The sequence below is a fragment of the Nocardioides euryhalodurans genome (genome assembly GCF_004564375.1).
Classification (GTDB): domain Bacteria; phylum Actinomycetota; class Actinomycetes; order Propionibacteriales; family Nocardioidaceae; genus Nocardioides; species Nocardioides euryhalodurans.
This window is the reverse complement of record NZ_CP038267.1, coordinates 1,362,970-1,387,390: the sequence shown is the minus strand read 5'-3', so window position 1 is coordinate 1,387,390 and position 24,421 is coordinate 1,362,970. Positions and strand designations below refer to the sequence as shown.

The 24,421-nt window shown below is 72.4% G+C and carries 23 protein-coding genes; 13 read left to right on the top strand and 10 right to left on the bottom strand.

What is annotated here, in order from left to right:
- The first annotated feature begins 10 nt into the window (after positions 1-10).
- Positions 11-1,642 carry an MtrAB system histidine kinase MtrB gene (mtrB, locus tag EXE57_RS06490; RefSeq protein ID WP_135075293.1) on the top strand — a complete coding sequence of 544 codons (1,632 nt, stop codon included), beginning with the start codon at positions 11-13 and terminating at the stop codon, positions 1,640-1,642.
- Entirely contained in the window at positions 1,639-3,381 is a 1,743-nt protein-coding gene (locus EXE57_RS06485; RefSeq protein WP_135075290.1) for an LpqB family beta-propeller domain-containing protein, read from the top strand. The genes mtrB and EXE57_RS06485 overlap by 4 nt, the downstream gene beginning before the upstream one ends.
- 272 nt (positions 3,382-3,653) lie before the next feature.
- Here EXE57_RS06485 and EXE57_RS19675 read toward each other — a convergent pair whose 3' ends face one another.
- Positions 3,654-3,923 carry a hypothetical protein gene (locus EXE57_RS19675; protein ID WP_167305840.1) on the bottom strand — a complete coding sequence of 90 codons (270 nt, stop codon included), beginning with the start codon at positions 3,921-3,923 and terminating at the stop codon, positions 3,654-3,656.
- 556 nt (positions 3,924-4,479) lie between these two features.
- Here EXE57_RS19675 and hpf point away from each other — a divergent pair.
- The 4 genes from hpf (at position 4,480) to secA (ending at position 10,057) form a co-directional block, all read left to right on the top strand.
- On the top strand, positions 4,480-5,112 hold the full coding sequence (gene hpf, locus EXE57_RS06475; RefSeq protein WP_135075287.1) for a ribosome hibernation-promoting factor, HPF/YfiA family: 633 nt from the start codon (positions 4,480-4,482) through the stop codon (positions 5,110-5,112).
- Positions 5,113-5,169: 57 nt separating this feature from the next.
- A complete protein-coding gene (locus tag EXE57_RS06470; protein WP_244247026.1) occupies positions 5,170-5,850 on the top strand; it encodes a response regulator in 681 nt (226 codons plus the stop codon).
- Positions 5,851-5,913: 63 nt separating this feature from the next.
- Positions 5,914-7,137 carry a winged helix-turn-helix domain-containing protein gene (locus EXE57_RS06465; protein WP_244247025.1) on the top strand — a complete coding sequence of 408 codons (1,224 nt, stop codon included), beginning with the start codon at positions 5,914-5,916 and terminating at the stop codon, positions 7,135-7,137.
- A gap of 82 nt (positions 7,138-7,219) precedes the next feature.
- Entirely contained in the window at positions 7,220-10,057 is a 2,838-nt protein-coding gene (secA, locus tag EXE57_RS06460; RefSeq protein ID WP_135075281.1) for a preprotein translocase subunit SecA, read from the top strand.
- Positions 10,058-10,081: 24 nt separating this feature from the next.
- On the opposite strand, the gene EXE57_RS06455 is transcribed toward secA, so the two are convergent.
- Entirely contained in the window at positions 10,082-11,554 is a 1,473-nt protein-coding gene (locus EXE57_RS06455) for a carotenoid oxygenase family protein (RefSeq protein ID WP_135075278.1), read from the bottom strand.
- Between the two features lie 86 nt (positions 11,555-11,640).
- Between EXE57_RS06455 and EXE57_RS06450 the strand changes: the two genes are divergently transcribed.
- The gene (locus tag EXE57_RS06450) at positions 11,641-12,240 is read left to right on the top strand and encodes a TetR/AcrR family transcriptional regulator (protein ID WP_135075275.1); all 600 of its coding nucleotides are present in this window, start codon (positions 11,641-11,643) and stop codon (positions 12,238-12,240) included.
- A gap of 24 nt (positions 12,241-12,264) precedes the next feature.
- Here the strand turns inward: EXE57_RS06450 and EXE57_RS06445 are convergent, their stop codons facing one another.
- Together EXE57_RS06445 and EXE57_RS06440 are read right to left on the bottom strand one after the other, a co-directional pair.
- Positions 12,265-12,756, bottom strand: a complete 492-nt coding sequence (locus tag EXE57_RS06445) for an Rv3235 family protein (protein ID WP_135075272.1) — start codon at positions 12,754-12,756, stop codon at positions 12,265-12,267.
- 22 nt (positions 12,757-12,778) lie between these two features.
- The gene (locus EXE57_RS06440) at positions 12,779-13,465 is read right to left on the bottom strand and encodes a LysM peptidoglycan-binding domain-containing protein (protein ID WP_135075269.1); all 687 of its coding nucleotides are present in this window, start codon (positions 13,463-13,465) and stop codon (positions 12,779-12,781) included.
- Between the two features lie 110 nt (positions 13,466-13,575).
- Between EXE57_RS06440 and EXE57_RS19670 the strand changes: the two genes are divergently transcribed.
- Positions 13,576-14,106: a hypothetical protein gene (locus tag EXE57_RS19670; RefSeq protein WP_167305839.1), complete on the top strand. Its 531-nt coding sequence runs from the start codon at positions 13,576-13,578 to the stop codon at positions 14,104-14,106.
- 13 nt (positions 14,107-14,119) lie between these two features.
- Here EXE57_RS19670 and EXE57_RS06435 read toward each other — a convergent pair whose 3' ends face one another.
- Genes EXE57_RS06435 through EXE57_RS06415 form a run of 5 tightly spaced genes read right to left on the bottom strand, consistent with a single transcriptional unit; the run spans position 14,120 to position 18,450 of the window.
- Positions 14,120-14,452, bottom strand: a complete 333-nt coding sequence (locus EXE57_RS06435; protein ID WP_135075266.1) for a sec-independent translocase — start codon at positions 14,450-14,452, stop codon at positions 14,120-14,122.
- Positions 14,453-14,455: 3 nt separating this feature from the next.
- A complete protein-coding gene (locus tag EXE57_RS06430; RefSeq protein ID WP_135075263.1) occupies positions 14,456-15,619 on the bottom strand; it encodes an Mrp/NBP35 family ATP-binding protein in 1,164 nt (387 codons plus the stop codon).
- A gap of 11 nt (positions 15,620-15,630) precedes the next feature.
- Positions 15,631-16,695 carry an endonuclease/exonuclease/phosphatase family protein gene (locus tag EXE57_RS06425; protein ID WP_135075260.1) on the bottom strand — a complete coding sequence of 355 codons (1,065 nt, stop codon included), beginning with the start codon at positions 16,693-16,695 and terminating at the stop codon, positions 15,631-15,633.
- Complete coding sequence (locus EXE57_RS06420; RefSeq protein WP_135075257.1) at positions 16,692-17,201, bottom strand: DUF1003 domain-containing protein; 510 nt, start codon at positions 17,199-17,201, stop codon at positions 16,692-16,694. The genes EXE57_RS06425 and EXE57_RS06420 overlap by 4 nt, the downstream gene beginning before the upstream one ends.
- Entirely contained in the window at positions 17,194-18,450 is a 1,257-nt protein-coding gene (locus EXE57_RS06415) for a magnesium transporter MgtE N-terminal domain-containing protein (RefSeq protein ID WP_135075254.1), read from the bottom strand. Before EXE57_RS06415 ends, EXE57_RS06420 begins: the two co-directional genes overlap by 8 nt.
- A 143-nt stretch (positions 18,451-18,593) precedes the next feature.
- Here EXE57_RS06415 and EXE57_RS06410 point away from each other — a divergent pair, with 143 nt between their 5' ends.
- From EXE57_RS06410 to EXE57_RS06390, 5 genes are all read left to right on the top strand, one after another.
- Positions 18,594-18,980, top strand: a complete 387-nt coding sequence (locus tag EXE57_RS06410) for a hypothetical protein (protein WP_135075251.1) — start codon at positions 18,594-18,596, stop codon at positions 18,978-18,980.
- Positions 18,981-19,067: 87 nt separating this feature from the next.
- On the top strand, positions 19,068-20,402 hold the full coding sequence (locus EXE57_RS06405; RefSeq protein WP_167305838.1) for a phospholipase D-like domain-containing protein: 1,335 nt from the start codon (positions 19,068-19,070) through the stop codon (positions 20,400-20,402).
- A 3-nt stretch (positions 20,403-20,405) separates the two neighbouring features.
- Positions 20,406-21,935 carry a class I SAM-dependent methyltransferase gene (locus EXE57_RS06400; protein WP_135075246.1) on the top strand — a complete coding sequence of 510 codons (1,530 nt, stop codon included), beginning with the start codon at positions 20,406-20,408 and terminating at the stop codon, positions 21,933-21,935.
- A 2-nt stretch (positions 21,936-21,937) separates the two neighbouring features.
- Positions 21,938-22,159 carry a DUF6752 domain-containing protein gene (locus EXE57_RS06395; RefSeq protein ID WP_244247024.1) on the top strand — a complete coding sequence of 74 codons (222 nt, stop codon included), beginning with the start codon at positions 21,938-21,940 and terminating at the stop codon, positions 22,157-22,159.
- 27 nt (positions 22,160-22,186) lie between these two features.
- Complete coding sequence (locus EXE57_RS06390; protein ID WP_135075240.1) at positions 22,187-23,311, top strand: hypothetical protein; 1,125 nt, start codon at positions 22,187-22,189, stop codon at positions 23,309-23,311.
- Here EXE57_RS06390 and EXE57_RS06385 read toward each other — a convergent pair.
- A complete protein-coding gene (locus tag EXE57_RS06385; protein WP_135075237.1) occupies positions 23,308-24,375 on the bottom strand; it encodes a glycosyltransferase family 2 protein in 1,068 nt (355 codons plus the stop codon). The genes EXE57_RS06390 and EXE57_RS06385 overlap by 4 nt on opposite strands.
- Between the last annotated feature and the right edge of the window lie 46 nt (positions 24,376-24,421).

Here is a 24,421-nt window from a genome sequence, read left to right as displayed (position 1 = left end):
GTCCCTGGCCATGGCTCTCGACCCCTCGACAGGCTCAGGACTCCGCCGGCTGGGCGTGCAGCGTGCGACCACCGTGCTCCGTCACGGCCTGACCTTCTGGCGACGGTCGATCCAGGCCCGCGTCGTGGCCAGCACGGTGCTGCTGTCCGCGCTGGTCATCGGCATCGTGGGCGTCTTCCTCCTGCAGCAGACCCGCGACGGGCTCCTGGAGCAGCGCGAGGCGGCCGCCGTCGGGGAGGCGACCAGGGTCACCGAGGAGGCCCAGGACAGCCTCGACGGGGTCCCGGCGACGGAGACCGACGTCGCGCTCCAGCTCGGCGAGCTGGTGGACCCGATCGTCGAGCTCGGCCTGACCCGCGACTTCGCCGTCGTCCTCAGCGGACCTGCCGGCGACTCGCGCATCGCCGACTCGGCGCAGTACACGCCCCGGCTGGACAAGACCAGCGTGCCGAGCGCCCTGGAGGAGCACTTCCAGGGCAACGCCACGACCGCGTTCACCTACACCGAGCTGCGTCGCGAGACCTCCGACGGCGACGTCGTCGCCGAGCCGGCGATCGCCGTCGGCTCCCAGGTGCGGCTGCCGGCCGACTCCCGGACGTACACGCTCTACTACCTGTTCCCACTGAGCGACGAGATCGCCACCCTGCAGCTGGTCGGACGGGCCATGCTCACCGCTGCCGGCCTGCTGCTGCTCCTCGTGGCCGGCCTGACCTGGCTGGTCACCCGGCAGGTCGTCACCCCCGTGCGGATGGCGCGCCGGGTCGCCGAGCGGCTGGCCGCCGGGCAGCTGCAGGAGCGGCTGCGCGTGAGCGGCGAGGACGACCTCGCCCGCCTCGCGACGTCCTTCAACCAGATGGCGACCAACCTGCAGCGCCAGATCCGCCAGCTCGAGGAGCTCTCCCGCGTGCAGCGCCGGTTCGTGTCCGACGTCTCCCACGAGCTCCGGACGCCGCTCACCACGGTGCGGATGGCGGGGGAGCTGCTCCACGACGCCCGTGGGGAGTTCGACCCCACGACGGCACGCGCGGCCGAGCTGCTGCTGTCCGAGCTCGACCGGTTCGAGACGCTGCTGGTCGACCTGCTCGAGATCAGCCGCTTCGACGCCGGTGCCGCGGTCCTGGAGATCGACGACCTCGACCTCGTCGACGTCGCCCACCGGATCGTCGACGCGACCTCCGCGCTCGCGGCGCAGAACGGCGTCATGGTGCGGATCGAGGCGGACGGCCCGTGCCGTGCGGAGGCCGACGTACGCCGGGTGGAGCGGATCGTGCGCAACCTCGTCACCAACGCCATCGACCACGCCGAGAGCGGGGACATCGTGATCCGGGTGGCCAGCGACGAGCACGCCGCGGCGCTCGCGGTCCGCGACCACGGGGTGGGGCTTGCGATCGGCGAGGCCGCGATGGTCTTCAACCGCTTCTGGCGGGCCGACCCGGCCCGCGCCCGCACCAGCGGTGGCACCGGCCTGGGCCTCTCGATCGCCATGGAGGACACCCACCTCCACGGCGGCTGGTTGCAGGCCTGGGGGCGGCCCGGTGAGGGGGCGCAGTTCCGGCTGACGCTGCCGCGGCGCAACGGGGGAGTGCTGCGGCGCAGCCCGCTGCCGCTGGTCCCCGTCGACGCGACGGAGCCGGTGGCATGACGCGGCGTCCGGTCGCGCTGGCGGCCTTCCTCGTCTGCCTGGCCCTCGCGGCGACGGGCTGCCTCGGCATCCCCGTCGAGGGGCCGGTCGTCGAGACCGAGACCGAGGTCGACCCCAACGAACAGCTCGGCTACTACAACGACCCGCGGCCCCCTGCTCCCGGCGAGCTCCCCGAGGACATCGTGAAGGGCTTCCTCGACGCGCTCACCGCGATCCCCGTGCAGACCAACACCGCGGAGCAGTTCCTGACCCGCGAGGAGGCGGCGTCGTGGCGGCCGCAGCGTCGGACCATCACGTACGCCGACGCGTCGGTGCCCGAGGGCAGCAACCGGATCACCGTCGAGCTCGGCGGTGCCAACCAGGTCGACAGCGGCGGCACCTGGCGAGGGCCGCTCCCCGCCGACGAGCGGCAGCTGACCTTCACCATGCAGCGTGAGGAGGGCGAGTGGCGGATCGCCGACGCGCCCGACGCCCTCGTCGTGCCGGAGTCGTGGTTCAGCCAGGCGTTCCGGCGGGTCTCGCTCTACTACCTCGACCCGAGCGCGCAGATCATGGTCCCCGAGCCGGTCTTCCTGCCGCGGGGTGACCAGCTCGCGACCGCGCTGGTGACGCGCCTGATCCAGGGACCCTCGCGACGGCTGCGCCGGGTGGAGCGCAGCTTCGTCCCCGAGGGCCTCGACGTGGAGCTCGGCGTCACCGTCTCCGACGAGGGGGTCGCCGACATCCGGTTGACCGGAGGGGCGCCGATGCCGGCGGAGCGCGACGCCTCGCTCATGGTCGCGCAGCTCGCGTGGACGCTGTCGCAGGACACCACGATCACGGGGATGCGGATCACGATCGACGGAGAGCCGCTGATCCTCTCGGAGGGATCGCCGGAGTTCGAGATGGACCGCGGCCGCTTCTACGACCCCACCGGCGTCCAGGCCACGTCGCTGCTCTTCGCGCTGCGCGAGGGGAGGCTGCTGGTCGGCGAGGCCGACGAGCTGCTCCCGGCCACGGGGCCGATGGGCACCGAGACCCAGGGCGTCTCCTCGATCGGCGTCGACCTGCCGGGCACGACCGTCGCGGGGGTGACCGAGGCCGGCGACCGGATCCTGCTGACCGACGTACGAGATGCGGAGGCGGGCGTCGCCGAGGTGGTCAGCGACGGGACCCGACTGCTGGCTCCCGCCTGGGACTTCGCCGACCGGATGTGGGTGACCGACCGGCCGGACGGCGGAGCAGTGCTGTCGGTCCGCTCCGGCGGCAGGCTGCGGCCGGTCACGATCCGCGGGATCTCCGGGAGGGACGTCTCCCAGCTGCTCGTCTCGCGCGACGGCTCGCGGGTCGTCGCGGTCGTCGACCAGCGCAACAACGACCGCATCGTCGTCAGCCGGGTGGAGTACGACGAGCGCGGCCGGGTGCTCGGCGGTACCCCGGCACGTGAGATCGCCTGGGCCGACCAGACCCGGATCTCGGTGCTCGACATCGGGTGGTCCTCGCCCACCTCGCTCACGGTGCTGCACCGCCTCGGCGGCGACCTGTCGCAGGTCCGGACGCTGCTGGTCGACGGTGCACCGGCCGGCAGCACGGCCATCGCGCTCACCCTGCAGGGGGTCGCACGCGACCTGGCGTCCTCGCCGCGGGCGACCGACCCGGTCCTGGTGCGCACCCGCGCCGGGCTGCTCGACGTCCTCGACAGCTCCGCCACCGAGATCAGCGGGACCGAGGGGCTCCGGTCGGTCACCTACGTCGGCTGAGGTGATCCACAGGCCCACCGGCCGCCCTTGTGCACGCGGAGGGGCCGGTGCTCCGATCGCGGCATGCGCGACGCCGTCCTCGACCTGCTGCTCGGCGGCCGGTGCGTGGGCTGCGGCGCGGCCGGCAGGTCGCTCTGCGCCGGGTGCCGCCCCGCGGCCGGCGAGGCGTGGCAGGCGTGGCCGACGCCCAGCCCGGAGGGGCTGGTGACGCCGTGGACCGCTGCGGTCTACGACGGGGTGGTCCGGGCCGCGCTGCTCGCCCACAAGGAGCGTCACGTCGCGGGGCTCGCGGGCCCGCTGGCAGGGCTGCTGGCCGCCGCCGCGGCCGCTGCCGCCCGGCCGCCGGTGCTCCTGGTGCCGGTCCCGAGCCGGCCCGGCGCGGTCCGCGCCCGCGGCCACGACCCGCTGCTGGCCGTCGTACGCCGGGCGGCGCGGTTGCTTCCCGGGGCCGAGGTCGCCCCGATGCTCCGGTCGCGGGGCGGGGTGGTCGACCAGGCAGGGCTGACGGCCGCCGAGCGCGCGGCCAACCTGGCCGGTTCCATGTGGTGCCCGTCGGCCTCGTTGCGGCACCGGGCCGGCCGCCCGGGACGGGTCGTCGTCTGCGAACGACGTGCTGACGACGGGGGCCACCGCGCGCGAGGCGCAACGCGCGCTGACCGCCTCGGGACTGCTCGTGGAGGGGGTCGCCACGGTCGCCGCGACCCACCGCCGCCTCGGCGGCGGAGGGGTCGGCGTCGAATTGTCGGGACCACGCCTTTCGCCGCGACCCCACCTCGACTAGCGTCACTCCATGGAGTCCGTCCGGGTCCGTGGTTGCGTCAGCGTGACGCCCCGGGTCACCGGAGCGTCATGTTGGCAAGCCGATGCCAGTCGCAGGCGAAGCGGTCCACGTAACCCCGCCCCCGGGTGGGGGATCACGGTGCGGCTTAGTCGTAAGTCCTGCCCCGGGCACGCCACCAGATGTGGTGTGTCCCGGGAGAAGGCCAGTAGTGGCAGAGAAGCTGCGAGAGCCTCAGCAGGCGGGTGTGGGGACGAAGACCAGGTCGGCCGGACGGACTCCACCCACGCCCCATCCATCACGAGGCAGCGGAGGTTCACATGGAAGTTGTCGTGACCGGTCGCCACATCGAGCTCTCGGACAGGTTCCGGGACCACGTCGCGGAGAAGCTCACCCGACTCGAGAAGCACGACCACCGCATCATGAGGGTCCAGGTGGAGGTGGAGAGTGAGCGCAACCCCCGCCAGCACGACCGGGCGATCAAGGTGGAGCTCACGGCCTTCTCCAAGGGCCCGGTGATCCGGGCCGAGGCCGCTGCCGACGACAAGATGGGGGCGCTCGACCTCGCGCTGGACAAGATGGCCGCGCAGATGCGCCGGGCGGCCGACCGCCGCCGCGTGCACCGCGGCCGGCCGCCGGCCTCGGTCGGCGAGGCGCTCGCCGGGATGGAGACCATCGACCCGTCGGCGGTCGACGACGAGCCCGACGGTGCGGCCGTCGAGGAGCGTCACGTCGGCCCGATCACCGTCACCGGCGACGGCCCGCTCGTGGTCCGCGAGAAGTCCCACGTGGCGCACCCGATGACCCTCGACCAGGCCCTCTACGAGATGGAACTGGTCGGTCACGACTTCTACCTCTTCGTCGACAAGGAGAGCGAGCGACCCTCCGTCGTCTACCGCCGCCGGGGCTACGACTACGGCGTGATCTCGCTGGACATCGACCTCGAGCCCTAGCGCCCACCGGGCCGCGTCTCGGCCCGCGAGGCGCATCGCCGTGTCATGATGCGTCCCGTGGAGCCGAACACGACCGAGTCCGGGGAGCCCATCCGGGTGCTGGTGGTCGACGACCAGGAGCTGTTCCGTCGCGGGCTGACGATGCTGCTGGCGAGCGAGGACGGCGTCGAGGTCGTCGGCGAGGCCGGTGACGGGGCCGAGGGCACCGCGCTGGCGGAGTCCGTCGCCCCCGACGTGGTGCTGCTCGACGTACGCATGCCCCGGCTCTCGGGCATCGAGGCGTGCCGGGCGATCAAGGAGCGGGTCCCCTCGGCGAAGATCATCATGCTCACCGTCTCCGACGAGGAGGCCGACCTCTACGAGGCGGTCAAGAGCGGCGCCTCCGGCTACCTCCTCAAGGACTCCTCGATCGAGGAGGTCGCGCAGGCGGTGCGGGTCGTGGCCGACGGCCAGTCCCTCATCAGCCCGTCGATGGCGGTCAAGCTGATCGACGAGTTCAAGCAGATGTCGCGCCCCGAGCGCACCAACGTCCCGGGCCTGCGGCTGACCGAGCGCGAGCTCGAGGTGCTGCGCCTGGTCGCCACGGGCATGAACAACCGCGAGATCGCCCGGCAGCTGGTGATCAGCGAGAACACCGTCAAGAACCACGTGCGCAACATCCTCGAGAAGCTGCAGCTGCACTCCCGGATGGAGGCCGTCATGTACGCCGTCCGCGAGAAGCTGCTCGACCTTCCTTGAGGTCCCTGACGCGCACCTGACGCCGGGACGACGGTGTCGGCGCGACGTGGTTGAGTTCGGTCCGTGATCGAGCTCAAGCGGGCCCAGGCGCGCCGGGTCGCCCTCGCCGCCCAGGGGTTCCTGGACCCCGTCCACGCCACGCCGACGATGCGGACCCTCGACCGGACGGTCGCGCGCACCGGCGTCCTCCAGGTCGACTCGGTCAACGTGCTGGCCCGGGCCCACCTGATGCCGCTCTACTCTCGGATGGGCCCCTACGACCCGGCGCTGCTCGAGCGGGCCGCGGCCGGGCGCGAGCGCCGCCGGCTCGTCGAGTACTGGGCCCACGTCCAGGCGCTGATGCCGGTGGACCTCTGGCCCCACATGCGCTGGCGCATGGAGTCCTACCGCGCCCAGCGGGGCAAGTGGGGCTTCACCGCCGACCCGACCCTCGAGCCGAGCGTGCTCGCCGCCGTGCGCGAGCGGGGTCCGGTCACGGCCCGCGAGCTGGACGCGGAGTTCAGCGGGCCGCGGACCAAGGAGCACTGGGGCTGGAACTGGTCCGAGGCCCGCCAGGTGCTCGACTTCCTGTTCATGGTGGGCGACGTCGCGATCGCGGGGCGTTCGAGCCAGTTCGAGGTGCGCTACGACGTCCCCGAGCGGGTGCTGCCCCGCGCCGTCGTCGAGGCGCCGACCCCGACGCCGCAGGAGTCGGCCGTCGAGCTGGTCCGTCGCGCGGCGCGCTCCCACGGCATCGCCACCGGCGCCTGCCTGGCCGACTACTACCGGATGCGCTACCAGCCCGCGACCGGTCCCGACCACGTCCCCAACGCCCGCGAGGCGATCGCCGTGCTGGTCGAGTCCGGCGAGCTCGAGCCGGCCCGCGTCGAGGGATGGGGCAGGCCGGCGTACCTCCACGTCGACGCGCGCCGGCCGCGCCGCGTGGCCGCGCGCACCCTGCTCAGCCCCTTCGACCCCCTCGTCTGGGAGCGCGCCCGCGCCGAGGCGCTCTTCGACTTCCACTACCGCATCGAGATCTACGTACCGAAGCCCCAGCGCCAGTACGGCTACTACGTGCTCCCGTTCCTGCTGGGCGACCGGATCGTCGGACGGGTGGACCTCAAGGCCGACCGGGTCGGCCGGCGGCTGCTCGTCCAGGGCGCGTACGCCGAGGCCGATGCGCCCGGCGAGACCGCCGAGGAGCTGGCCCTGGAGCTGCGCCGGCTGGCGGGCTGGCTCGGTCTCGAGGACGTCGTCGTGGCCGACCGGGGCGGGCTGGCCCCCGCCCTGTCCGTCCTGACCCGTTGATCCCTGCGGTTTGGCGAGGCGTGGGTAGCATGGCCGATGGCCCACCGGCCGACTGACGTCTCATTCCAGGAGTACATCCCCAGTGCCCGCCATCATCGACAAGATCCTCCGCATCGGCGAGGGCAAGATCATCCGCCAGCTGGAGTCGATCGCCCAGGCCGTCAACGCCATCGAGGACGACTTCGTCGCGATGACCGACGACGAGCTCCGCGGCATGACCGACGAGTTCCGCAGGCGGCTCGCCGACGGGGAGACCCTCGACGAGGTGATGCCGGAGGCCTTCGCGACCGTCCGCGAGGCGGCCAAGCGGGTGCTCGGCCTGCGCCCGTTCGACGTGCAGCTGATGGGCGCCGCCGCCCTCCACCTCGGCAACATCGCCGAGATGAAGACCGGTGAGGGCAAGACTCTCGTCGCGGTGCTGCCGTCCTACCTCAACGCCCTCGAGGGGAAGGGCGTCCACGTCGTCACCGTCAACGACTACCTCGCGCAGTTCCAGTCCGAGCAGATGGGCCGGGTCCACCACTTCCTGGGCCTCTCGGTCGGCGTGATCCTGCCGTCGATGAAGCCCGACGAGCGCCGCGAGGCGTACGCCTGCGACATCACCTACGGCACCAACAACGAGCTCGGCTTCGACTACCTCCGCGACAACATGGCCAGCGCGCTCGACGACTGCGTCCAGCGCGGCCACAACTTCGCCGTCGTCGACGAGGTCGACTCGATCCTCATCGACGAGGCGCGGACCCCGCTGATCATCAGCGGCCCCACCCAGGACGAGGTCCGCTGGTACGGCGAGTTCGCCAAGATCGCGGCCACCCTGGTCAAGGACACCGACTACGAGGTGGACGAGAAGAAGCGCACCATCTCGGTGCTCGAGCCGGGCATCACCAAGGTGGAGGACCACCTCGGGATCGACAACCTCTACGACTCGGTCAACACCCCGCTCATCTCGTTCATGAACAACTCCATCAAGGCCAAGGAGCTGTTCCGCAACGACAAGGAGTACGTCGTCATGAACGGCGAGGTGCTCATCGTCGACGAGCACACCGGCCGCATCCTCTCGGGTCGCCGCTACAACGACGGCCTGCACCAGGCGATCGAGGCGAAGGAGGGCGTGACGGTCCGCGAGGAGTACCAGACCCTCGCCACCATCACCCTGCAGAACTACTTCCGCCTCTACGACAAGCTCTCCGGGATGACCGGCACGGCCATGACCGAGGCCAGCGAGTTCGACAAGATCTACGGACTCGGCGTCGTGCCCATCCCGACCAACAAGCCGATGGTCCGCATGGACCAGGCCGACCTCGTCTACCGCACCGAGGAGGCCAAGTACGACGCCGTCGTCGAGGACATCGTCGAGCGTCACGAGAAGGGGCAGCCGGTCCTCGTCGGGACCGTCTCGGTCGAGAAGTCCGAGCACCTCTCCCAGAAGCTGCGCAAGCGCGGCGTCGCCCACACCGTCCTCAACGCCAAGCAGCACGCCGACGAGGCGAAGGTCGTCGCGCTCGCCGGCCACAAGGGTGCGGTCACGGTCGCCACCAACATGGCCGGCCGAGGCACCGACATCATGCTGGGCGGCTCGGTGGACTTCCTCGCCGACGCCGACCTGCGCAAGCAGGGGCTCGACCCCGTCGAGAGCCCCGAGGAGTACGACGCCGCGTGGCCGGCCGCCGTGGAGCGGATCAAGGCCCAGGTCGCGGCCGAGCACGACCAGGTCAAGGACCTGGGCGGCCTCTACGTCGTCGGCACCGAGCGCCACGAGTCGCGCCGCATCGACAACCAGCTCCGCGGTCGTTCCGGTCGCCAGGGCGACCCGGGCGAGTCCCGCTTCTACCTGTCCCTCGAGGACGAGCTGATGCGGCTGTTCAAGTCCGACTGGGTCGACCGGATCCTGCAGGTCATGCGGATCCCCGACGACGTCCCTATCGAGAACAAGCGGGTCACCAACGCGATCGCCAACGCCCAGGGCCAGGTCGAGTCGCAGAACTTCGAGTCCCGCAAGAACGTCCTGAAGTACGACGACGTGATGAGCCGGCAGCGCGAGGTCATCTACGGCGAGCGGCGCGAGGTGCTCGAGGGCGCCGACCTCGAGTCGCAGGTCCGTGGCTTCCTCGACGACGTCGTCGCCGAGTACGTCGCCACGACGACCCAGGACCTCCCCGAGGAGTGGGAGCTCGACGCGCTGTGGAGCGCGCTCGGCCAGCTCTACCCGCTGTCGGTGAGCGAGACCACGTACGTCGAGCAGCACGGTGGCCGCGAGGGACTGTCCCGCGAGAAGCTCGTCGAGGACCTCCAGGCCGACGCCCAGGCGGCGTACGACCGGCGCACGGCGCAGGTCGGCGAGGAGGTCATGCGTGAGCTCGAGCGGCGCGTCGTGCTCTCGGTCCTCGACCGGAAGTGGCGCGAGCACCTCTACGAGATGGACTACCTGCGCGAGGGCATCTACCTGCGGGCCTACTCCCAGCGCGACCCGCTGGTCGAGTACCAGCGCGAGGGCTTCGACATGTTCACCGCGATGATGAACGGGATCAAGGAGGAGGCAGTCGGCTTCCTCTTCAACCTCGAGGTGACGGTCGAGGAGGAGCCCGGGGACGACGTCGAGGGTGAGGTCGTGGAGGCGGTCGAGCCGATGCGGCAGCCGGTGCCGACCGCCGAGGAGGCCCGGGAGGCGCCGCAGATCCGCGCCCGCGGCCTCGAGGCGCCGTCGCGTCCGCAGAAGCTCACCTACGCCGGTCCCCAGGAGGGGGTCGCGGAGTTCGGCTCCGACGAGGTCGACGTGCGCAGCGAGCAGGCCGACGCCGACGACCCGTACGCCGGGATCGGTCGCAACGCGGAGTGCCCCTGCGGCTCGGGCAAGAAGTACAAGAAGTGCCACGGCGCGCCGGGTGGGCCGACCGGTCTGACGGCCCGCGCCAACGGCTGATCGCGGCGCCTGCCCGGCCGCGCGTCAGGGTCGGGTGGGCGACCAGTTGCCGTGGAACCCGGCCGGGACCCGGCCCGGCAGGTGCACGGCGGCCACGTCCTCCAGGGTCGCGGCGTCCAGCACCCGCAGGTCGCTGAGCCCCTCGGCCCGCCGGTGCACGTAGCCCAGGAGCACGCCGTCGTCCTCGGCGGTCCCGCCGGGGCGGGGCACGAAGCAGAACTCGCTGGCCTCGGCGCCTGCGCCGAGCCTGCGGACCTGCGTGGTGCCGGCGTCGAGGTCGTGCCGGAGCACCGTGTCCCCGAGGGTGCCGGCCTCGAAGCCGACGGCGTAGCCGTAGCGGTGCCGCCGCCCGGTCAGCCTCTCGTCGTGGCGCGGGAACTCCTGGGACCGCTGGTCGAGGCCCACCTCCCGGGCGGTCCCCGAGGCGAGGTCGAGGGTGAAGCGTGCCATCGTGGCGGCGCCCTCGTCGGGACCGTTGAGCACGGTCGCGAACATGCGGGGGTGCCGGATCACGTCGACCACGACCTGCTCGCCGTCGTCGTAGGCGTTGAGCGTGTGGAAGACGAAGCAGGGATCGATCTCGAACCACCGGATCGCCTCGCCGTCGGCGTCGCGGGGGAGCACCCCGATCCGCGCCGGGTAGTCGGGGTTCCACCGGTACGGCAGTGACGGTGAGCCGCCCCCACCGCGGGCGACCTGCGCGATCAGGCGCTCGGAGACCGGGTTGCGTCCGATGATCCGGTTCAGGACGCCTCGCACCACCGGGCGCACGGGGCGGGGGACGTCGGCGGTCGCCATGCCCACGTCGAAGGTGACGGGCAGGTCGAGGATGACGACGTGACGTTCGGTGAGGGCGAAGTCGTGCATCATCGGGCTGCCGTGGACCTGGATCTCGACGCTGCGGCGGATCCGCCCGGAGGTGTCGAGCACGGAGTAGTCGACCCGGTTTCCGCGCATCCAGGAGTACGACACGGCGTGCAGCTCGCCGGTGACCGGGTCCTCGTGCGGGTGGGCGGAGTAGCCCGGGCGGCCGGGGAGGCTGGGCAGGGTGCCGCCGAAGTCGCACGGGCCGACGGTGTCGAGGTCGTGGGTCAGCTCGTAGGGCGGCGACCCGCCCTCGACCAGCGCGAGGGTACGGCCGGCGTGCTCGAGCACGTTGGTGTTGGCGGCGAAGTCCGAGCCCCCGGGCCGGCCGCGGACCGGTTCGTCGAGCGCCGTCGCCACGTCGGCCGAGCGCACCCAGCGGTTGCGGTACCACTGGGCCTCGCCGTCGCGCAGCCGGACGCCGTGCACCATCCCCTCGCCGAGGAACCAGTGGTGCTGGTCGCCGGGGTCCCCGAGCGGGTTCGGCCCGATCCGCAGGTAGCGGCCGTCGAGGTGGTCCGGGAGGTCGCCGGTGACCGTGAGGTCCGTGGCGGTGAGCTCCTCCCGCACGGGCGCGAAGTTGTCGCGGAGGTAGCGGTTGGTGGTGCTGCGGGTGGTCGCGGTGAGGGACATGGTGTCTCCGGTGGGCAGTGACGGCCCCGAGAACCGATAACGTTGTTATCGCTCGACCATAACGCCGTTATGCCAGACTGTCCACCATGAGCACCGCGGTCGGTACCGGACAGCCCGACGTACGGCGTCGCCTGATCGAGGAGGCCGCGCGGATCCTGGGCGAGCAGGGGCCCTCGGCGCTCTCCGCCCGTCGCCTCGCCGCCACCGCCGGGACGTCGACGATGGCGGTCTACACGCACTTCGGCGGGATGTCGGCGCTGGTGGACGAGGTGGCGACCGAGGGCTTCCGGCGCCTGGTCGCCCTGGTGGACGCCGTCGGCACGACCGACGACACGCTCGCGGACCTGCGCCGGATGGCCGGGGCGTACCGCGAGAACGCCCTCGCGAACCCGCACCTGTACGCGGTCATGTTCGGGGCGATCAGCCTCCGCGGCCTCGGCGGGAGCGGACCCGACCGCGAGGTGAGCGGCGCGGCGTTCCAGCAGCTCGTCGCCGGGGTGTCCCGGGCGATGGCGGCCGGCGTCCTGCGGGAGGACGATCCTGCGGCGGTCGCCGCCCAGTTCTGGAGCGCGCTGCACGGCTACGTGATGCTCGAGCTCGCCGGCCTGGACCAGGTCGTCGAGGACCCGACCCACGCCGTGCTCTGGACGATGCTGGCCAACCTGCTGTCGGCGCTCGGTGGCTGAGGCCCGCGGCACGCGACCGGCGGATCAGGCGAACTGCATGGCGACGGCCTGCCAGCGCCCGGCCCGGTGCTCGAAGCGGATCGCGAGGGCACGTGAGCGGCGGCCGTGGCGCACGCGCGCGCTGACCTCCGCGACGGCGTCGTCGATCCAGCAGGTGTGCACGCTCTCGACCAGCGGACGGACCTGCTGCACCCGGCCGCCGTGGGCCTCGCGCTCGGCGGCGGCCCGGACCAGCAGGGCACGACGGGCGAGGTCGTCGTAGACGTCGGGCGCGGTCCAGCGCAGCAGCTGGCTGACGGGACGGTCGCCGCCGGCGATCTCTACCGCAGCCTGCGCGAAGCGGTGGGCCCACGACTCCAGCTTCCGGCGCTCCCGCACCTCGATCGCGTGCACGGTCGCCAGGGGTGGCGGCCAGGCGTCGTCGTGGCAGCCGAGGTCGAGGGCGAGCGTGCCCTGGACGGAGGCGACGGGCGTGGGGCCGCGAAGCGGGACCACCTTCTCGTGGAACGGCGACATGTCAGGTCTCCTCTCGGCCGGGTCAGGCGGGTGACGGTGGGTCCGGGGGCGGCAGGCGGAGCCACTGCCCGGGGGTGATCAGGTGGGGGTCGGGGCCGATCACGGCCCGGTTGGCGGCGTGGACCGCCCGCCAGTGCTCGTCGACCGCGGTCGCGGTGGCGCCCTGGTGCAGGTCGGCGGCCGCGATCGACCAGAGCGTGTCGCCGGGGGAGACGACCACCGTCCGGGTCCGGGCCGCCTCGGCGGCCGGCGTCGTCGAGGGTGGTTCCCCGGCCAGGTGCCCGAGCCGGAGCCCGGCGCTCGGCCGGTCGGGGAGCGGCAGCCCGGCGAGGCGGGTCGCCGGCGACTCCCCGGCGGAGCCCTGGCCGGCCAGCGCCGGCGAGGCCATCCCGCCGACGACCCCGAGGCCGCACGCGAGGAGCACGACGCGACGCAGCAGCGTGGGGGCCGCCGTGCGCCGCTCGGGGAGGCCGCGGGAGGCGTCCAGCGCGACGAGCGAGACCAGCGTCCACAGCCACGCGGCGCACACCGCAGCCGCCGCCTGGCAGCCGAGCACCAGCGCCGCCTCGAAGGAGGCGTGACCGGGGGAGTGCCGGAGCATGCCCGGCACCAGCCAGCCGAGCAGCGAGCCCGCGGCCACGGTCGCCGCTGACCAGACGGCGAGGCAGCGCGACACCGTCGCGGTCGTGCGTCCCCCGTGAACGGCCATCCCGACACTCCAAATCTTGCGTTTGCTTACGTTTGCCTGATTCAAACCCTCTTTGAGAGGCGTTGCAACCGTTGATCCACAAGGCCGCGAGATGTGGCAGGCTCACGGCGGTGAACTGGGACGAGCAGCTCTTCGCGGTGCTCGACGATCTCGAGCAGCAGGCCGAGGCGCTCTACGGCGCCGAACGGGACGCCGAGCTGGCCGACCGAAGCCGGGCCGAGTACGCATCGGTCACGCTCGCCAGTCGGCTGATGGCCTCGCTCGACCGCGACGTGGCGCTCTCCTTGCGCGGCGTGGGCCGCGTCGAGGGCACGCTGCAGCGGGTCGGCACCGGCTGGGCGCTGCTGCAGGGCGCCGGCGGCGACTGGGTGGTCCACCTCGACGCGGTCAGCGGGGTCGCGGGCGCCTCGCCGAGGTCGACCCCCGAGGTGGCCTGGTCACCCCTGACCCGGCTCGGCCTGGGCTCGGCGCTGCGCAGGCTCGGAGAGGCACAGGAGCAGTGTCTGCTCCACCTGCGCGACGGGGGCAGGCTCGAGGGCCGCGTCCGCCGGGTCGGCGCCGACTTCGCCGAGGTCGAGGTCGCGCCCGAGCGCGTGGAGCTGATCGCCTTCGCAGCGCTCGCCGCCATCCAGAGCCGCTGAGGTCGGGACCGGGTCAGGTAGCCTCGGCGTCGTACGGGGGGACCTCGCCGTCGGCGAGGGGGCGGGAGCCCTTCCGCTTGGGCCGCGACTCCTCCTCGGCCTCCTCCATCGCCTCGACGATGTGGCGGCGCACGACCGTGCGCGGGTCGAGGTCACGCAGCTCGAGATCGGCGTACGCCGGGCCGAGCTCGATGCGCAGCTCGTCGCGGGTGCTGGTCGCGAACGTGCGCAGCCGGTGCAGGAACCGTCCGGCCTGCCGGGCGAACTCCGGCAGCTTGTCGGGGCCGAAGACGACGACCGCGACCAGCGCGATCACTGCCATCTCGGGCAGCCCGACTCCGAACACAGGTCAGAACTTACTCGTCGGCGTGAGTCCCAGCTGCATTCCGGCAAGACCGCGTCCGCGGCCGGACAAGGTCGTGGCCACCTCGCGCAGCACCTGGGCGGCCGGAGCGGTCGGGTCGGCCTCGACGATGGGCTTGCCGACGTCGCCGCCCTCGCGCAGCCCGGTGTCGAGCGGGACCCGGCCGAGGACGGGGACGTCGTAGCCGAACCGCTGCGACAAGGTGCGGGCAACCCGGTCGCCGCCCCCGTTGCCGAAGAGCTCGAGCCGGTGGTCCTTGCCCTCCTCGGCGCAGTGGGGGCAGGCGAGGTAGCTCATGTTCTCGACCACGCCGACCACGCGCTGGTGCATCATCGATGCCATCGTGCCGGCGCGCTCCGCGACCTCGGCCGCAGCCTCCTGCGGCGTCGTGACCACGAGGACCTCGGCCCCGGGAAGATGTTGACCCAGCGAGATCGCGACGTCGCCCGTGCCGGGAGGCAGGTCCAGGAGGAGCACGTCGAGATCGCCCCAGTAGACGTCGGCGAGCATCTGCACCAGGGCCCGGTCGAGCATCGGGCCGCGCCACGCGACCACCTGGTCGCGGCGGGGCTTGAGCATGCCGATGGAGATGACCGAGACCCCGGAGGCCGTCGGCACGGGCATGATCAGGTCGTCGACCTGAGTCGGCCGAGAGTCGGCGACGCCGAGCATCGCCGGGACGCTGTGGCCGTAGATGTCGGCGTCGACGATGCCGACCTTGAGGCCCTGCGCGGCCATGCCGAGCGCGAGGTTGACCGTGACCGAGGACTTGCCCACGCCACCCTTGCCGCTGGCGATCGCGAACACCTTGGTGAGCGAGCCGGGCTGGGCGAAGGGGATCTCGCGCTGCGCCTGGCCGCCTCGCAGCGTCTCCTGCAGGCCGGCGCGCTGCTCGGCAGTCATGACGCCGAGGGTGAGGTCGACGCCCGTGACGCCGTCGAGGGCGGTGACCGCGGCGGTCACGTCGCGGTTGATGGTGTCCTTGAGGGGGCAGCCGGCCACGGTGAGCAGCACGGTGACCCGGACCAGGCCGTCGTCGCCGACCTCGACGGAGTCGACCATGCCGAGCTCGGTGATCGGGCGCTTGATCTCGGGGTCGTTGACCGTGGCCAGCGCTGCGTCGACCTGCTCGACCGTGGGGATGCTCATGATCACCAAGCCTAACGAGCAGGGCCAGAACGACCACGATCGGGACCGTTGCCCGGTACCGGCCCCGTGAGGTCCGGCACACAGATCGCGGTGCTGTCCCCCGGGAGCACCAGGTCCGCGAGGACGGCACGGTGGTTGGAGGCGGAGGAGGACAGCACCTGCGCGCTGGTCGCCTCCAGCGGCGGGGAGTACATCACGTAGTCGACGCGCAGCCGCGGGTTTCGGAGCGGGACCGTCAGCCCGGGCCCGCGTCCGGCGACGTCCCACGCGTCGGAGACGAAGCTGCGGAGCACCCCCAGCATCGGCGATCCGGGCTGCGAGTTGAGGTCGCCGCCGAGGATCACGGGGTGCCTGGTCTGGGCGACGATGCGACGGCTCGCCGACACCTGGCGCAGCCGCATCAGCTGCGACTTGTTCTCCAGGTGGGTGTTGTAGGTGCTGATGGTGGTGCCCGCCACGTCGATGTCGGCCCGCAGCAGGCCTCGCTGCTGGTAGCCGGGCGCGTTGGGGAGCAGGGTGTTGCGCTGCTCCACGATCGGGAACCGCGACAGGGTGGCGACGCCGTACTCACCGCCGTTGGGTCGCCAGTTCACCCCGTAGGCGAGGTCCATGCCGGTCTGCCGGGCCAGGATGGCCGGCATGTCGACGTAACGGCTGGCCCGGCGGCCGCGGTCGACCTCCTGCAGCAGGGCCACGTCGACGTCCCACTGCCGGAGCAGTCCGGCGATCCGGGCCACGTCGAGGCGGCCGTCGACCCCGCGGCCGGAGTGCACGTTGTAGCTGAGCACCCGCAGCACGCTTCCCTCCGCGGTGAGCTCGGGACACACGCTCGCGGTCGCCGAGGGCATCACGGGCGGCCGGGTCGGCCGGGGGGGACGGCTGCGGCCGGTGGGGGTCGCCGGCGGGGGAGTGGTGGCGGTCGGCGAGGACGGAGCCGTGGACGCCGGGGTCTCCGGCTCGGGCGCCACCACGTCGGGGGCCGGCGCCGTGCCGAGGAACGCGATGCCGAGGCCCGCGCCGACCAGCACCACGACGAGCGCGACGGTCAGCAGGACGTCGATCCTGCGGCCCCTCACTCGCCGTCCTTCCGGGGGCCGGTCTGGCGCAGCTCCTCGAGCTCGGCGAGCAGGGCGCGGATCTCCGAGCGGACGTAGTCACGGGTTGCCACCTCGCCGATCGCCATCCGCAGTGACGCCACCTCGCGGGCGAGGAACTCCATGTCGGCGTGGGCGCGCGCGTTGGCCTGCCGGTCGCGCTCGGCGATCACCCGGTCGCGGTCCTCCTGACGGTTCTGGGCCAGCAGGATGAGCGGGGCGGCGTACGACGCCTGCAGGCTCAGCATCAGGGTGAGGAAGATGAACGGGTAGGCGTCCCAGGCCCACTGCTCGGGGGTGGCCCAGTTCCACACCAGCCACACCGTGACGAAGAGCGTCATGTAGATGAGGAACCGGGCGGTGCCCATGAAGCGGGCGAACTGCTCGGCGAACGAGCCGAAGGCGTCGGCGTCGTACGCCGGCCGGCGCACGAGCGGCCGGCGGACGTCGGTCGGCGTGTCGAGGCGGTTGCGACGCGGCTCAGCCATGGGTCCCACCCGCCTCGTGGTCGCGCCAGTTCTCCGGCAGCATGTGGTCGAGCAGGTCGTCGACGGTGACCGCGCCGAGCAGGCGGCCCGCCTCGTCGACGACCGGTGCGGCGACCAGGTTGTAGGTCGCCAGGTGGGCGGCCACCTGGTCGATCGTGGCCTGGGGCCGCAGCGCGTCGAGGGCAGGATCGATCGCCGCGGCGGCCAGCGAGGAGGGTGGCTCGCGCAGCAGCCGCTGGATGTGGGCGCAGCCGAGCAGCCGGCCGGTCGGCGTCTCGAGCGGCTGCCGGCAGACGTAGACGACCGCAGCCAGCGAGACGGGCAGGTCGGGGTTGCGGACGTGGGCGAGCGCGTCTGCCACGGTCGCGTCGGGGCCGAGGATCACCGGCTCGGGCGTCATCATGCCGCCGGCGGTCTCCTCGGCGTAGGACATCAGCCGGCGCACGTCCTCGGCGTCCTCGGACTCCATCAGCCCCAGCAGTCGTGCGGCCGTCTCGGGCGGCAGGTCGGCGATCAGGTCGGCCGCGTCGTCGGCCGACATCTCCTCGAGCACGTCGGCGGCACGCTCGGAGTCGAGGTTGCCGACGATCTCGACCTGGTCCTCCTCGGGCAGCTCCTCCAGCACGTCGGCGAGGCGCTCGTCGTCCATGGCCGCGACCACGGCCGTACGCCGCTCGGCCGGCAGGTCGTGGATGACGCTGGCCGCGTCCGCGGGCTTCATCTCGGCGAGCTGGGCGATCAGGTGGGTGGCGCCCTGCCTCTCGTCGCGCCGGGTCAGGCCGTCGACCTCCCGCCACTCGAAGACATGGGTCTGGCCACGCCGGCGGAAGGTGCTCCCCGGCTCCTGGACGGCCACGCGGGACAGCACCCAGTCGCGGTTGCGCGCCTGCTCCATCCCGACGTCGTAGACCGCGCCTCGTACGTCGGTCCCGGGGACGGTCACCGAGCGGTCGAGCATCTGGCCCACCACGAGCGTCTCGGTCGGGCGCTGCTCGAAGCGGCGCATGTTGAGCAGACCGGTCGTGTAGACCTGCCCGCTGTCGATGTTGGTGACACGGGTCATGGGGACGAAGATGCGCCGCCGACCGAGCACCTCGGCGACCAGGCCGAGCACCCGCGGCTGGTTGACCTCGGAGCGCACCGCGGCGACCAGGTCGCGGACCTTGCCCACCTGGTCGCCCTGCGGGTCGAAGATCGGCAGGCCGACGAGCCGGGCGACGTAGACGCGCGTGGGGGTGGCGTTGCTCATCACACCTCCTCGACCGGGGAAGGGACGCACGGATCACGGTGCGCCCGCCGACGAAGGTTACCCGCTCCACGAGCCCCCGGAGACCGGTCGGTGAGCGGCGCGGCCGTGTCGCACCTGTCACTCGAGTGACCTAGACTCACACCATGTCGTCCACCTCCTTCTCGCGTCGCCTTCCGGCGGTCGCCGCGCTCCTGGTCGCCGTGCTCGTGACCGGCTGCGGCACCGACACGGGCTCCGAGGACCGAGCCGACGACCAGTCGCAGACGCCGACCTCCACCGCACCTGAGGCCACGGGCGCTGCCTGCTCCTCGGTGTGGGTGGACGGAGCCACGCTCCCGCGTGGCTACGACGGCTGTGACGACGGGGGTTCGTTCGTGACCAGGGACGTGCTGGAGTGCTCGTCGGGCCAGCGGATGGTCCGGTTCGACGACCACTACTACGCCGTGCTGGGTGGCACCATCAGCGAGACCGAATCGGTGCTGGACGACGACAGCGGGTACCGTGACGCGGTCGCCAGCTGCCGAGGCTGACGCCGTCCCCCGGCACCGGTGGGCCGCACCGCGGACCACCCGCACGATCGTCCAGCGACCACGTCGACCATGTATTGGGTGGATCACATGTTTCTCAGGCGAGTAGGCATCTGCCTGGCCGCAGCCATGCTGGCGTCCCTGCTGCAGGTGGCGACCGTGTCGTCACCGGCCGCCGCCGCGCGGGGGTTCACCCCCCAACCGGGCGTGACGTTCAACAGCGCCATCGGCAGCGAGGCGAAGCGTCGTCAGGTGATCACCAAGATCATCAAGACGATCAAGGCGACGCCGCGCCGCGAGGAGATCCGGATCATGACCTGGAACCTCCAGTCCACGGCCGCGGTCGACGCGATGCTGCGCGCCCAGCGGCGCAACGTCCGGGTGCAGCTGCTGATGGCGCGGACCAACGCGGTCCGGATCGAGAACGAGAGCTTCCGGCGGCTCCAGCGCGGCCTCAAGCGTGGCAACCGCGGCCGCCCGGCCGACCGGAGGAGCTGGGCCCGGCTCTGCGGCGGCTCCTGCCGCGGCGAGAACGGCACCGCCCACGCCAAGTTCTACCTCTTCTCGAAGTCCGGTCGCGCCCGCAACGTGCTGATCCAGGGCTCCGCCAACCTGACCGCGGCCTCGGCCCACAACCAGTGGAACGACATCTACACCACGACCCGCCGCAGCGGCCCCTACGGCTTCACCCGCAAGATCTTCACCCAGATGGCGAAGGACCGCCCGGTGCGGCCGCCGTACGCCTCGTGGCAGAACAACGGCGAGAAGCTCGCCTTCTTCCCGGGCGTGGGCCGTCGCAGCGGTGATCCCGTGATGCAGCTGCTCAACAAGGTGCGCTGCCGCGGCGCGACCAACACCGCGTCCGGCCGCACCCGGATCCGGATCGTCCCTGACGTGATCCGCGAGCAGCGCGGCATGGAGCTCGGCCGCAAGGTGCGTCGGCTCTGGCTCGACGGCTGCGACATCCGGATCGGCTACACCGTCATCGGGAAGGACGTCAGCCGGATGCTCCGGGCGCCGAGCCGGCGTGGCCCCGTCCCGCTGCGCCACATGGTCGAGGACGTCAACGGTGACGGCCAGTTCGACAACTACTTCCACATGAAGGCCATGACGATCGTGGGCAACGTCGGCGGTCGCCGCGCCAACCACGTGGTCCTCAACGGCTCGTCCAACTGGTCCACCGTCGCCGACCGCTCCGACGAGAACATCGGCGTCTACTGGCGCAAGGGCCTGACCAACCGCTACCAGGAGCACATCATCTACTGGCTGCGCCACTTCGACCGGCGCAACGCTGCCGCGGCAGCGGCGGACTCCCCGCTGGCCCGCACCACGGCCGCGCAGGGCGGACTGACCGACGACGGGCTCCTGTTCGGCACCGGCCCGGTCAACGGGGTCGACCCGTACGCCAACGTCGACATGGACTGACGGGTGGAGAGCTCCCTGCGCGTGCGTCGCGTCGACGAGCGCGGCGTGGCGGTGAGCAGGGCCGAGGACCGCCCGGTCGACGTCCTCTTCGACGGCCAGCGCGTGTGGTCGTTCCGGGTGGTGCGCGACACCCGGAACCACGGGCTCAGGGGGCGTCTCGCCCCCTGGCCCAGGCCGCTGGTTCGCTACCTCGACGGCCGTGCCAGGGTCGTGGTCCGCGACGCGTCGTCCGGTGAGGTCCACTTCGACGACGAGGTCCGCTTCGGCAGCTCCGAGGAGCGCGTCAGCGTGATCAACCGCGAGGGCATCGCCCTGGGGGTCGACAAGTCGGGGCGGCTGGTGCCGACCTTCGAGACCCGGGGCGCCGAGGACATCTCGGCCCTGGTCACCGCCACCCTCGCGGTGCTCGAGGCCGTCGCCGAGGGCGGTGTGCGCCCGTTCGTCGGCTACGGCACCCTGCTGGGTGCGGTTCGCGAGGGCGGGGTCCTCGGTCACGACAGCGATGCCGACATCGCCTACGTCAGCGAGCACCACACCCCGGTCGACGTGATCCGGGAGTCCTTCCGGCTGCAGCGGCAGGTGCGGCAGCGCGGCTTCGAGACCGTCCGCTACAGCGGTGCCGCCTTCAAGGTGCTGGTGCGCGAGGCCGACGGCTTCCGGCGCGGCATCGACGTCTTTGCCGGCTTCCTCGACGAGGGGCGCCTCTACCTCATGGGCGAGGTGGGGGTGCCGTTCGAGGAGGAGTGGCTCTACCCCCTCGGCACCGCCTCGTTCGAGGGCGCCGAGGTCCCGGTTCCGGCCCGGCCCGAGCGACTCCTCGAGGCGATGTACGGCCCGGGCTGGCGCCACCCCGACCCCGCCTTCAAGTTCGAGACGCCACGGGGGGTCACCAAGGCCCTCAACGACTGGTTCCGCGGACTGCGCCCCGGGTTCAACGACTGGCAGCGCCGCTACTCCGTGCGCAAGCGCCGTCCCGTCACGCGTGGGCCGGCCCACCTGGCCAAGCTCGCCCACGAGGAGGCGGTCCGTACGGGCGCGACGGTCCTCGACGTCGGTGCCGGCAAGGGCCCCGACGCGTGGTGGCTCGCCAGCAAGGGCGTCCCGGTGGTGGCCTACGAGTTCGTCCCGTTCGCACTCGACGGGGTCGCGGCCCAGGCTCGCGAGGGGGACCGGCCGCTCGAGGTCCGTCACCTCAACCTGACCGACACCCGCAGCGTCTTCTACGAGGGCGCCCGGCTCGCCCGTCGGCCGGGGCCCCGGATCGTGCTCGCCCAGCACGTCCTCGACGCGACCACGCCGGTCGGCCGTGACTCGTTCGCGCGGCTCTGCTCGATGGCACTGCGCGACGGCGGCACCGTCTACGCGCAGTTCCACACCGGCCCCACCACCAGCGAGGTGGAGTGGGCCAACGGGGTCGACCCGGAGGTGGTCGCCGACCTGCTGCGCAAGGCGGGCGCGCGGGAAGTGACGCTCACCGAGCACGGGCGGGGCGGTGCGCAGCACCCGGTCGTCCGAGTCGTGGCAGAGTGGTGACCGTGAACTTCAGGCAAACACTGAGCCTCTCGGGTCGCTCCGACTCGGTCGAGGACCTCGAGCAGCGGGTGGCCGACCTCGAGCTCGCCGTCGCCGAGATGCGACGGCACAACCTCCGGCTCGCGGAGCTGGCCGACGTCGTCCAGGAGCTGCTCGTCCCCCTGGCCTCCCGCGACGAGGAGCGGATCCGCGCCGCCATCGACGCGTTCGGCGAGAGCATCTGAGGCCGTGGGACCGAGAGGGGCGGCCTGATGGTCGACCGGGTCCTCGTCCACATCGGGCTGCCCAAGACCGCGACGTCCTACCTGCAGACCATCCTGTGGAGCAACCGAGACGCGCTGCGCGCCGCCGGGGTGGTCGTCCCCGGTGAGGAGCGGCGGGACCACCTCTGGTCCTCACGCGAGATCCGCCAGGACCCCGCCCACGCCCGCGCACCGCGCCGACACCAGACGGCCTGGCAGCGGGTCAGGGCGGAGCTGGAGTCCGCCGAGGGCACCGGCCTGATCAGCCACGAGTTCTTCGCGGCCGCCGACCCCGAGCAGGCGCAGCGCATGGTGGCCGACCTGGGGGTGGAGGTGCACGTCGTGGTCACGGCGCGCGAGCCGCTCGGGCTCTTCACCGCGAGCTGGCAGGAGAGCCTCAAGAACGGCTCGACGACGCACCTCGCCGACTACGCGCACGAGGTGTCCGACAAGCCGACGGCGATCTGGAACTGGCGCACGCTGGACCTCCGCCTGGTGCTGGAACGGTGGTCGCAGGCCGTGCCTCCCGAGCGGATCCACGTGCTGGTGCTCGACCCCGACGCGCCCCGTGACGACGTGTGGCGCCGGTTCGCCTCGGTGCTCGGCATCGACCCGGAGGTGTGCGACCTCTCCTCGTCCTTCCCCAACGCCTCCATGGGCGTCGCCGAGGCCGAGACGCTGCGCCGCATCAACGGTTCGCTCACCAACTTCACCCGCGGCTTCGACAAGGGCGTCTACATCCGCACCTTCCTGGCCGACGAGCGCCTGGTGCCGCGTCGGGGGGAGAAGTTCTGGCCGGAGCCGGGACAGGTCGCGGAGTGCCGCGAGCGCGGGCGCCAGCAGGTCGAGCACCTCGCGAGCCACCCGTACGCCGTCTCGGGCGACCCGGCCCACCTGCTGGTCCCCGAGGAGCTCGAGGAGCGGCGGGTGCCGGCGACCGTGACCGACGCCGAGGTGGCCGACGTCGCGGTGGCGCTGTCGGCGCAGATGCTCGGCGACGTCCGCGGCCTCCGCAACGACCTCGCCCGGCAGCGCCGACGTCCCCCGCCGGCGGCGGCCCCTCCCGCGACCGGACTGCTCGCGCGGCTGCGCAGTCGCCGCCGTCGCCGGCGACGCCAGCGGAACCCCCGCTAGGCCTGGCTTCGACCGATCCGGCGGCGCAGCCGGTCCAGCGTGCCGGCCTCCTCGGCCGCCTCGGGCTCGGAGTGGTTGATGTGGAAGGGCCGCTTCGGCTCCTCGCGCAGCCGGTCGAGACCCTGCTCGAGGGCGCTCCGGGTGGCGGCGCTCAGCTCGGCGGGGCGGTGGGTGCCCAGCGTGGGGTCGACCTGCTCCAGCAGCCGAAGGTCGGCCAGGGTCTCGACGGCGTCCTGGGTGGTGCGCTCGTAGACGGCCCGGAGGTAGGTCTCGGCGACCGCGGGGTCGAGGCCCTTGCCGACCAGGCTGCGCAGTGCCATCGCCACCGGCGCCCGGTCGGGACGGAGGCTCGTCGGGCCGGCCGCGACCATCGCCGTCCACTTGCGGATGAACTCCTGCCCGGACACTGCGTCGTAGTGCAGCACGGAGAGGCCGGGGTGCTCGAAGCGCTCGGGGGAGCGGAGCCGCCGGCCGTCGGGATGCACCGAGTCGTGGAGGGTGAGGTGGAGCCCCGCCCGCGGCCGGACCCCGGACTTCCCCAGCACGTGCCCGTGGAAGTAGGCCTGGTTGGTGGGGGCGTCCAGGACACCCAGCACCGTGAGCAGCTGCAGGTCCTCTGCTTCGAGGAGCCGCTTGAAGAGGGTGGGACGCTGCGGCGCCTCGAGGGTGCTGACGGCCTCGAGGGGTGAGAGCCACAGCGCTCCGGTGTCGGGAGGCACCGAGGCCAGGGCGTCGGCATCGGCGTGGACGACCTCGTCACCGTCCACGTGGACCACCCACTGCGCGTCCGGGACGTCGGCGAGGAGGGCGACGACGAGGTTGGCGTTGATCCGCTGCCGGACGTTCAGCCGGTTGGGACGGTCGCCCTGCCACCACGCACGGTCGGTGGGGATGCAGGTCACGTGGGGGTGGGCGGCCAGCTCGGCCGCCACGTCCTGCTGGACCGGATCCCGGGGGTCGTCGAGGAACACGACCATGTGGTCGACCCCCGACGCGAGGTTGGCGGCCACGAAGAAGCGGGTGTTCTCGGGCGAGTCCTTGACCGTCGAGGCCGTGAACAGCATGGGGCGACCCTAGCGACTCCCCGGCGCAGACCCGCGCCCACGTGCT

Excerpts from the sequence above, each read along its gene's own strand:
- mtrB (WP_135075293.1), top strand. The coding sequence starts at position 11 with ATGGCTCTCGACCCCTCGACAGGCTCAGGACTCCGCCGGCTGGGCGTG.
- EXE57_RS06485 (WP_135075290.1), top strand. The coding sequence starts at position 1,639 with ATGACGCGGCGTCCGGTCGCGCTGGCGGCCTTCCTCGTCTGCCTGGCC.
- EXE57_RS19675 (WP_167305840.1), bottom strand. The coding sequence starts at position 3,923 with ATGGAACCGGCCAGGTTGGCCGCGCGCTCGGCGGCCGTCAGCCCTGCC.
- hpf (WP_135075287.1), top strand. The coding sequence starts at position 4,480 with ATGGAAGTTGTCGTGACCGGTCGCCACATCGAGCTCTCGGACAGGTTC.
- EXE57_RS06455 (WP_135075278.1), bottom strand. The coding sequence starts at position 11,554 with ATGTCCCTCACCGCGACCACCCGCAGCACCACCAACCGCTACCTCCGC.
- EXE57_RS06450 (WP_135075275.1), top strand. The coding sequence starts at position 11,641 with ATGAGCACCGCGGTCGGTACCGGACAGCCCGACGTACGGCGTCGCCTG.
- EXE57_RS06445 (WP_135075272.1), bottom strand. The coding sequence starts at position 12,756 with ATGTCGCCGTTCCACGAGAAGGTGGTCCCGCTTCGCGGCCCCACGCCC.
- EXE57_RS06440 (WP_135075269.1), bottom strand. The coding sequence starts at position 13,465 with ATGGCCGTTCACGGGGGACGCACGACCGCGACGGTGTCGCGCTGCCTC.
- EXE57_RS06430 (WP_135075263.1), bottom strand. The coding sequence starts at position 15,619 with ATGAGCATCCCCACGGTCGAGCAGGTCGACGCAGCGCTGGCCACGGTC.
- EXE57_RS06420 (WP_135075257.1), bottom strand. The coding sequence starts at position 17,201 with ATGGCTGAGCCGCGTCGCAACCGCCTCGACACGCCGACCGACGTCCGC.
- EXE57_RS06415 (WP_135075254.1), bottom strand. The coding sequence starts at position 18,450 with ATGAGCAACGCCACCCCCACGCGCGTCTACGTCGCCCGGCTCGTCGGC.
- EXE57_RS06410 (WP_135075251.1), top strand. The coding sequence starts at position 18,594 with ATGTCGTCCACCTCCTTCTCGCGTCGCCTTCCGGCGGTCGCCGCGCTC.
- EXE57_RS06405 (WP_167305838.1), top strand. The coding sequence starts at position 19,068 with ATGTTTCTCAGGCGAGTAGGCATCTGCCTGGCCGCAGCCATGCTGGCG.
- EXE57_RS06390 (WP_135075240.1), top strand. The coding sequence starts at position 22,187 with ATGGTCGACCGGGTCCTCGTCCACATCGGGCTGCCCAAGACCGCGACG.
- EXE57_RS06385 (WP_135075237.1), bottom strand. The coding sequence starts at position 24,375 with ATGCTGTTCACGGCCTCGACGGTCAAGGACTCGCCCGAGAACACCCGC.